The sequence below is a fragment of the Pseudorhizobium marinum genome (genome assembly GCF_000705355.1).
GTDB lineage: Bacteria > Pseudomonadota > Alphaproteobacteria > Rhizobiales > Rhizobiaceae > Neorhizobium > Neorhizobium pelagicum.
The window spans coordinates 170,674-177,827 of sequence record NZ_JMQK01000010.1; the positions used below are offsets into that span (position 1 = coordinate 170,674).

At 63.5% G+C, this 7,154-nt stretch carries 11 protein-coding genes; 1 reads left to right on the forward strand and 10 read right to left on the reverse strand.

Going from position 1 to position 7,154, the window contains the following annotated elements; translation table 11 throughout:
* Nucleotide 1 precedes the first annotated feature (1 nt).
* Entirely contained in the window at nt 2–1,333 is a 1,332-nt protein-coding gene (locus EO99_RS0114180) for a glutamine synthetase family protein (protein WP_029619293.1), read from the reverse strand.
* 84 nt (nt 1,334–1,417) lie between these two features.
* Here EO99_RS0114180 and EO99_RS0114185 point away from each other — a divergent pair, with 84 nt between their 5' ends.
* The gene (locus EO99_RS0114185; RefSeq protein WP_029619294.1) at nt 1,418–2,782 is read left to right on the forward strand and encodes an aspartate aminotransferase family protein; all 1,365 of its coding nucleotides are present in this window, start codon (nt 1,418–1,420) and stop codon (nt 2,780–2,782) included.
* Between the two features lie 27 nt (nt 2,783–2,809).
* Here EO99_RS0114185 and amn read toward each other — a convergent pair whose 3' ends face one another.
* The 9 genes from amn to EO99_RS0114230 form a co-directional block, all read right to left on the reverse strand.
* Nucleotides 2,810–4,312, reverse strand: a complete 1,503-nt coding sequence (amn, locus tag EO99_RS0114190) for an AMP nucleosidase (protein WP_029619295.1) — start codon at nt 4,310–4,312, stop codon at nt 2,810–2,812.
* Nucleotides 4,313–4,372: 60 nt separating this feature from the next.
* The gene (locus EO99_RS0114195; RefSeq protein WP_156034788.1) at nt 4,373–4,522 is read right to left on the reverse strand and encodes a hypothetical protein; all 150 of its coding nucleotides are present in this window, start codon (nt 4,520–4,522) and stop codon (nt 4,373–4,375) included.
* 29 nt (nt 4,523–4,551) lie between these two features.
* Nucleotides 4,552–4,719, reverse strand: coding sequence for a hypothetical protein (locus EO99_RS27450; RefSeq protein WP_156034790.1), 168 nt, complete (start codon nt 4,717–4,719; stop codon nt 4,552–4,554).
* Nucleotides 4,720–4,955: 236 nt separating this feature from the next.
* Nucleotides 4,956–5,222 (reverse strand): hypothetical protein, encoded by a 267-nt coding sequence (locus EO99_RS0114205; RefSeq protein WP_029619297.1) that lies wholly within the window; start codon nt 5,220–5,222, stop codon nt 4,956–4,958.
* A 412-nt stretch (nt 5,223–5,634) separates the two neighbouring features.
* Nucleotides 5,635–5,877 (reverse strand): hypothetical protein, encoded by a 243-nt coding sequence (locus EO99_RS0114210; protein ID WP_029619298.1) that lies wholly within the window; start codon nt 5,875–5,877, stop codon nt 5,635–5,637.
* Between the two features lie 75 nt (nt 5,878–5,952).
* Nucleotides 5,953–6,189: a hypothetical protein gene (locus tag EO99_RS0114215; protein WP_029619299.1), complete on the reverse strand. Its 237-nt coding sequence runs from the start codon at nt 6,187–6,189 to the stop codon at nt 5,953–5,955.
* Nucleotides 6,190–6,275: 86 nt separating this feature from the next.
* Nucleotides 6,276–6,506 (reverse strand): hypothetical protein, encoded by a 231-nt coding sequence (locus EO99_RS0114220; RefSeq protein WP_029619300.1) that lies wholly within the window; start codon nt 6,504–6,506, stop codon nt 6,276–6,278.
* An 83-nt stretch (nt 6,507–6,589) separates the two neighbouring features.
* Entirely contained in the window at nt 6,590–6,826 is a 237-nt protein-coding gene (locus EO99_RS0114225; RefSeq protein WP_029619301.1) for a hypothetical protein, read from the reverse strand.
* A gap of 83 nt (nt 6,827–6,909) precedes the next feature.
* Nucleotides 6,910–7,154, reverse strand: a 245-nt coding sequence (locus EO99_RS0114230) for a hypothetical protein (RefSeq protein ID WP_029619302.1), incomplete at its 5' end; no start/stop codon positions are given.

A 7,154-nucleotide genomic window follows, 5' to 3' on the forward strand; every position in this document is an offset into this window, starting at 1 on the left:
CTCAGATGCGCGGCAGATAGGTCCTGTAGTCGAAGTCGGACACGGTGCGGAGATGGGCGATCGCCTCCTTCCGCTTCGTGTCGCCGTAGAGCCGCTGATACCGCGCGCCGAACACGTCGCAGATGAAGCGCGAGGCGGAGAAATCCTCCACCGCCGTCAGGAAGTCATGGGTCAGTCGCCGGTTGCCGGACGGCGCCTCGCCGGGCTGCGTTGCCGGACCCGGATCGAGGTCTTCGTCGAGCCCGAGCAGCATGCCGCCCAGGATCGCCGTCAACAGCAGGTAGGGATTGGCGTCGGCACCGGCGACGCGATGCTCGATGCGTGCGGCCGGTCCGTTCTGGTCGGGAATGCGAACCGCCGTACCGCGGTGGCCAAAGCCCCAGTCGATATCGACCGGCGCGAAGGAGCCGGGCTGGAACCTGCGGTAGGAATTGGCAAAGGGCGCAAAGATCAGCTGTGCGTCGCGCATGGTGTCCAGCATGCCGGCACAGACGGAGCGGAGAGCTGCCGGATCTTTGCCCTTGGCATCCAGCACGTTCTCGCCGTTGCGGTCGATGATGCTGGCATGCACATGCAGTCCGGAGCCCGCGTGGTCGCTATAGGGCTTTGCCATGCAGGTGGATTTCAGCCCATGCCGGCGGGCGGCCTGTTCGGCGATGCGCTTCAGGTAGATGCAGTCGTCCGCGGCGGCCAGCGCGTCGGGGCGGTGCAGGAGATTGATCTCGAACTGCCCGGGGCCGAATTCCGCCGTCGTGGCATCGGCGGGCAGGCCTTGTGCCTTCGCCCAGGCCCGCACCGTCTGGAGATAGTCGTCGAGCGCGTCGACGGCCGTCATGTCGTAGAGCTGGAAACCGTTCGGGTCGCCGCGGTAGGTCAGTCGCTGCGGCGGGCGAGGCACGCCCGTCTCCCGCCAATCGTCCTCCACCACGTAGAACTCGAGCTCGGTGGCGACCACCGGCGTCAGGCCGCGCTCCTCGTAGCGCGAGAGCATGGCCGCGAGGATGGCCCGCGGATCCATGAAGCTCGGGCTCCCGTCGAGATCATGCATCGTCGAGAGCACCTGCTGCGAACCGTTAGGTGCCCAGGGCATCGGCGCCAGGCTGCGCCGGTCCGGGATGCAGAGCCCGTCCGGATCGCCGATCGACAGCGACAGGCCGGTGATGTCGTCGTTGTCGTCGCCCCAGATGTCGAGCGACTGGGTGGAGGAGGGGAGCCGCACGGAACCGTCCCAGACCTTCTTTTCCGCCTCCAGCGGGATCTGCTTGCCGCGCAGGTCTCCGTTCATGCCGACGAGCAGGATCTCGATGCGGGGCGGGGCAGTGTCGTCGGCCATGGGGAATGTCTTTTAAGGAGGTTGCGGAGCCTCGTTCGTAGCCGATAAGAATTGCGCACACAATCGCAAGGCGGAGACCGCTCCATGACCGACATGCCCCTTTCCAACCTCGGAGCCATCGACGCGGCCCACCACCTGCATCCCTTCTCCGACATGAAGAAGCTGAATGCCGCCGGCACGCGCATCATCCAGAGGGGTGAGGGCGTCCATATCTTCGACAACCACGGCCGGAAATATCTCGACGGCTTTGCCGGTCTCTGGTGCGTCAACGTCGGCTACGGCCGCAAGGAGATTGCCGAGGCGGCCTATCGGCAGATGCAGGAGCTGCCCTATTACAACACCTTCTTCGGCACCACGACGGCGCCGGCGACGCTGCTGGCCGAGAAGATCGCCTCGCACACCGGCGACAAGCTCAACCGCGTCTTCTTCACCAACTCCGGCTCGGAGGCGAACGACACCTGGTTCCGCATGGCGCGCGTCTACTGGAAGGCGCTCGGCAAGCCGACCAAGACCCAGGTGATCGCCCGCAAGAACGCCTATCACGGCTCGACGGTCGCCGGCGCCTCGCTCGGCGGCATGAAGCTGATGCATGAGCAGGGCAACCTGCCGATCGAGGGCATCTCCCACATCAACCAGCCCTACTGGTACGCCGAGGGCGGCGACCTCTCACCCGCCGACTTCGGCCTGAAGGTCGCGCGCGAACTGGAGGAGAAGATCGACGAACTGGGCGAGGACAATGTCGCTGCCTTCGTCGCCGAACCCATCCAGGGCGCCGGCGGCGTCATCATCCCGCCCGACACCTATTGGCCGGAAATTGCCCGTATCTGCCGGGAGCGTAACATTCTGCTCGTCTGCGACGAGGTGATCTGCGGCTTTGGCCGCCTGGGGTCCTGGTTCGGCCACCAGCACTACGGCGTCGAGCCGGATCTGGCGCCGATCGCGAAGGGCCTCTCTTCCGGCTATCTGCCGATCGGCGGCGTGCTGGTCAGCGACCGGGTGGCGGAGGTGATGGTGGAGGAACTCGGCGGTTTCTACCACGGCTTCACCTACTCCGGTCATCCGGTCTGCGCCGCCGCGGCGCTGGAAAACCTGCGCATCATCGAGGAGGAGGGGCTGGTCGAGCGGGTGCGCGACGACATCGGCCCCTATTTCGCGCAGGCCTGGAAAAGCCTGGAGGACCATGAGGTGGTGGGCGAGGCAGAAAGCGTCGGCCTGATCGGCGGTCTCCAGCTCGCCGCCGACAAATCGACCCGCCGCCGCTACTCAAGTCCCGACGACGTCGGCACGCTGGTGCGCAACCACTGCCTCGACAACGGCCTCGTCATGCGCGCGACCGACGACCGGATGCTGGCGTCACCGGCACTGATCATCGCGCGTTCGGAGGTCGACGAGATGGTCGATACCCTGCGCAAGGGCCTCGACCACCTGCGCGACACCGTCAGGGAGTAGCGGTCACGGTGCCCACGGGTGGGCCGCCTACTGGAAAGCAGTCTCGTAGAAGCTGCGAAGCTTGCGCGAATGCAGCCGTTCGATCGGCATGGCCGCGAGCTTCTGGACCGCGCAGATACCGATCTGCAGGTGCTGGCTGACCTGCGTCCGGTAGAAGGCGGTGGCCATTCCGGGCAGCTTCAGCTCGCCGTGCAGCGGCTTGTCGGAAACGCAGAGCAGCGTGCCGTAGGGCACGCGGAAGCGGAAGCCGTTGGCCGCGATCGTCGCCGATTCCATGTCGAGCGCGATGGCGCGTGACTGCGACAGCCGCTTGACCGGACCGCGCTGGTCGCGCAGTTCCCAGTTGCGGTTATCGATGGTGGCGACCGTTCCGGTGCGCATGATGCGCTTCAGCTCGAAGCCCTCGTAGCCGGTGATCTCCTCGACAGCATCCTCGAGCGCCTGCTGCACTTCCGCCAGCGCCGGGATCGGCACCCAGACGGGCAGGTCGTCATCGAGCACATGGTCCTCGCGCACATAGGCATGCGCCAGCACGTAGTCGCCGAGCCGCTGGCTGTTGCGAAGACCGGCGCAATGGCCGACCATCAGCCAGGCATGCGGGCGAAGCACCGCGATATGGTCGGTGATCGTCTTGGCGTTGGAAGGGCCGACCCCGATGTTGACGAGGGTGATGCCGCTGTGGCCCGCCTTCTTGAGATGATAGGCCGGCATCTGCGGCATGCGGCCGACGACGCCCGTATCATCCCTGACGGAGCCAGCCATCGTCACGACATTGCCGGGTTCGACGAAGGCATCATAGCCGTCGCCGCCCCTGGCCATGATCTCGCGGGCCCAGGCGGCGAATTCATCGATGTAGAACTGGTAGTTGGTAAACAGCACGAAGTTCTGGAAGTGATCGGCGCTGGTCGCGGTGTAATGGCTGAGCCGGGCCAGCGAGTAATCGATGCGCTGCGCCGTGAAGGGCGCCAGCGGCGCCGGCTCGCCGGGTACCTGATCGTATTCGCCGTTGGCGATCAGGTCGTCGGTCGTGTTGAGATCGGGCGTATCGAAGAGGTCGCGCAGGCTGACGTCGGACAGGCTGGCGGTCGCGGACGCCTCCACATGCGCACCCTCGCCGAAGGCGAAATGCAGCGGGATCGGCGTGTCGGATTCCGAGACCGTCACCGGGACGCTATGGTTGCGCATCAGGAGATCGAGCTGTTCGATCAGGTAGCGGCGGAACAGCTTCGGCTTGGTCACCGTCGTCGTATAGACGCCGGGGGAAGTGACATGCCCGTAGGAGAGTCTGGAGTCGGCGTGGCCGAACGAGGTCGTCTCGATGCTGACCTGCGGATAGCAGGCGCGGTATCGGCCCGTGACCGGAGCCCCCTTTGCGAGCGCCCCGAACGCCTCCACGAGAAAGCCAGTGTTGCGCTCGTAGAGTTCGGTCAGCGCGTCGACGGCGGCCGTGGCGTCGTCAAAGACACGCGGCTCATAGGCGCTCGGGATGATGGAGGAAGGATTGGTGAAGGAGGAGATTCGTTTGCTCATGCACCATTATAGATCGAAGTCCGTAACAAGCAAAACACAGACAGCGCCTATCGTCCGGCATCAGCTCATGGACTGCCGCTGAAGGCTGACGAAGAGCACCAGGCCGGCGCCCTGCTTGGGAAACAGCCCGTGTTCCGACGTTTGAACGGTGACGGCGGCCAGTGGTCCGACCAGTGCCAGTGCCGCTACCGTCAGGCGAAGCGCGGTCACGACCGCGCCTGCTGTGCGTCTGCGCCGGCTCATAGGGCCAATCCACAGCGGAATGCGGACGGGGAGCAGGTCGCCGACGGACCCGTCAGGAGTGCCGAGGATCTTTGGCTGGGCTGCGCGACCAGGGCCGTGAACAGGATGGCGAAGTTGGCGCAGAGCAAGGTGACGATGATGAAGCGGCGAACCAGAGTGGACATGTGCGTTTCCCCAAACCCGATGGGAAGACCATAGGCTTCGGCCCTGAACTCACGCTGAGGCAAGGGTTCATCTTCGGTTCAGGAGGGGCGGGAAATGGAAGAGGGCGGCGGCGGAAAGGCCTCGGCCCGGCTGAATGTCCGCCGCGCAAAGAAAAAGCCGGCTTTCGCCGGCCTTCTCATTTCGACCCCGCTCGCTGGTTGCGACCCGAGCGGGAACGGTGGCTTGAAGGAACTGCTTAGTTGGTCGGAGGCATTGCGCCTTCGTAGTAGTCGCCAGTGTCGGTGGAGTTGTCGATGTTGCTGTTCGACATGTTGCTGCGGGTCATGCCCTGGTTGAACGGGTAGATGCTGCCCGTGGTCGAACGGTCGACAGTGGTGTCGTCAACGGCCGAAGGCGAGTCCGCATACGGCTGATACTGCGTCGACTGCGCCATGGCGGAACCTGCAAAGGTGGCCGAAGCGATGAGTGCGGCCGTAAAGCCTGTCTTGATGTAGGTTTTCATGTCTTTTGTCCTTTTATCTCTTGCGAGCGGCTGATCGGTGCCGGCTTGCACTGGGATAACCCGGACCGACGAACATCGTTCCCCAGAGATTGCATCAGGCGTTCACAAAGAAAACACTGAAAGATCAAGTGGATGTGAACCGAAATTCGCCTAAGTGTGACACTCTGTCTCTTGTGTCGCGGTCGCAAGAACACGGGATCGGAGATTCTTGGAGAGGTCGGGCCTGTCCAACGTTGATTCGTATGATTCGTTAATCTATGGTGTCCGTGTGGGCAGTGATTGAGAGACCATTGCTCGCGAACAGGTGAAGGGCGATTGCGACCCGCCTTTCAGCCGGTGTCTTGAATGAACTGCAAAAACCAGCCGCTCGCGGCTGGTTTTTTTCAGTTTGTATCAGAAGCGGCAGATGGCCTTAATGAGGCCGTTGCGCGCCTTCGTAGTAATCGCCTCGATCCGTCGTATCGAAGGGCATGCGGTTGTCCCGCGAGGTCTTGATCTGCATTCCCTCCCGATCGCCGATGCTGCCCGTATGGGTTCTGTCGATGCCTGACGTCGTGGTCTTGGCGCCGGTGTAATACTCGCCATCTGCGGCAAGACCGGAGGAAGCGGCGGCGATGACGCCGAGCGCCATCATGCCAGCAATAATGTTCTTCATGAAAGTTGTCCTTGGATTTCCGGTTCGTCGCGCAAAGCGGTGGATCGTTGCGACGAACCTGGCAGCGGTGGCCGGTTACTGCGGGCGGTTTGCGCCTTCGTAGTAGTCGCCACGATCGATGGTCTGATCCGGAGCCTGGGTGAAGCGCTGGTCACGATCGCCGATGCTGTTGGTCTGCGTGCGGTCGATGTGGCTGGCCGAGACGTTCTTGGAGGCGCCGTCATAGTAGTCGCCGGCTGCGAGGGCTGCGCCGCCGAAGGAGGCGGAAGCGATCAGGGCGGCGGCAATGGTGGATGCGAGAGACTTGGTCATGGTTTTATCCTTTGAAATTTTGCGGCCGCCGCACCGAGTTTGCGACCTGAGGTGCGGCTGGCCGGGGTCTTGAATGAACGTTCCGATTATTCGGGACGATTGGCGCCTTCGTAGTAGTCGCCATGGTCGATGGTCTGGTCGGGAGCCTGAGCGGCGCGCTGGTCAGCGATGCTGTTGGTCTGCGTGCGGTCGATGTGGCTGGCAGCGGTGGTCTTGGAGGCGCCGTCATAGTAGTCGCCGGCAGCGAGGGCTGCACCGCCGAAGGAGGCGGAAGCGATCAGGGCGGCGGCAATGGCGGATGCGAGAGACTTGGTCATGGTTTTATCCTTTGGATTTTACGCCCGGCAGCAAGTTTGCGACCTGAGGTGCACGGGCTGATGTCTTGAATGAACGACTCGGATTACTCCGGGCGGGTTGCGCCGACGAAGTAGTCGCCACGATCGATGGTCTGATCCGGAGCCTGGGTGAAGCGCTGGTCACGATCGCCGATGCTGTTGGTCTGCGTGCGGTCGATGTGGCTGGCCGAGACGTTCTTGGAGGCGCCGTCATAGTAGTCGCCGGCTGCGAGGGCTGCGCCGCCGAAGGAGGCGGAAGCGATCAGGGCGGCGGCAATGGTGGATGCGAGAGACTTGGTCATGGTTTTATCCTTTGGATTTTACGCCCGGCAGCAAGTTTGCGACCTGAGGTGCACGGGCTGATGTCTTGAATGAACGACTCGGATTACTCCGGGCGGGTTGCGCCGACGAAGTAGTCGCCACGATCGATGGTCTGATCCGGAGCCTGGGTGAAGCGCTGGTCACGATCGCCGATGCTGTTGGTCTGCGTGCGGTCGATGTGGCTGGCCGAGACGTTCTTGGAGGCGCCGTCATAGTAGTCGCCGGCTGCGAGGGCTGCGCCGCCGAAGGAGGCGGAAGCGATCAGGGCGGCGGCAATGGTGGATGCGAGAGACTTGGTCATGGTTTTAT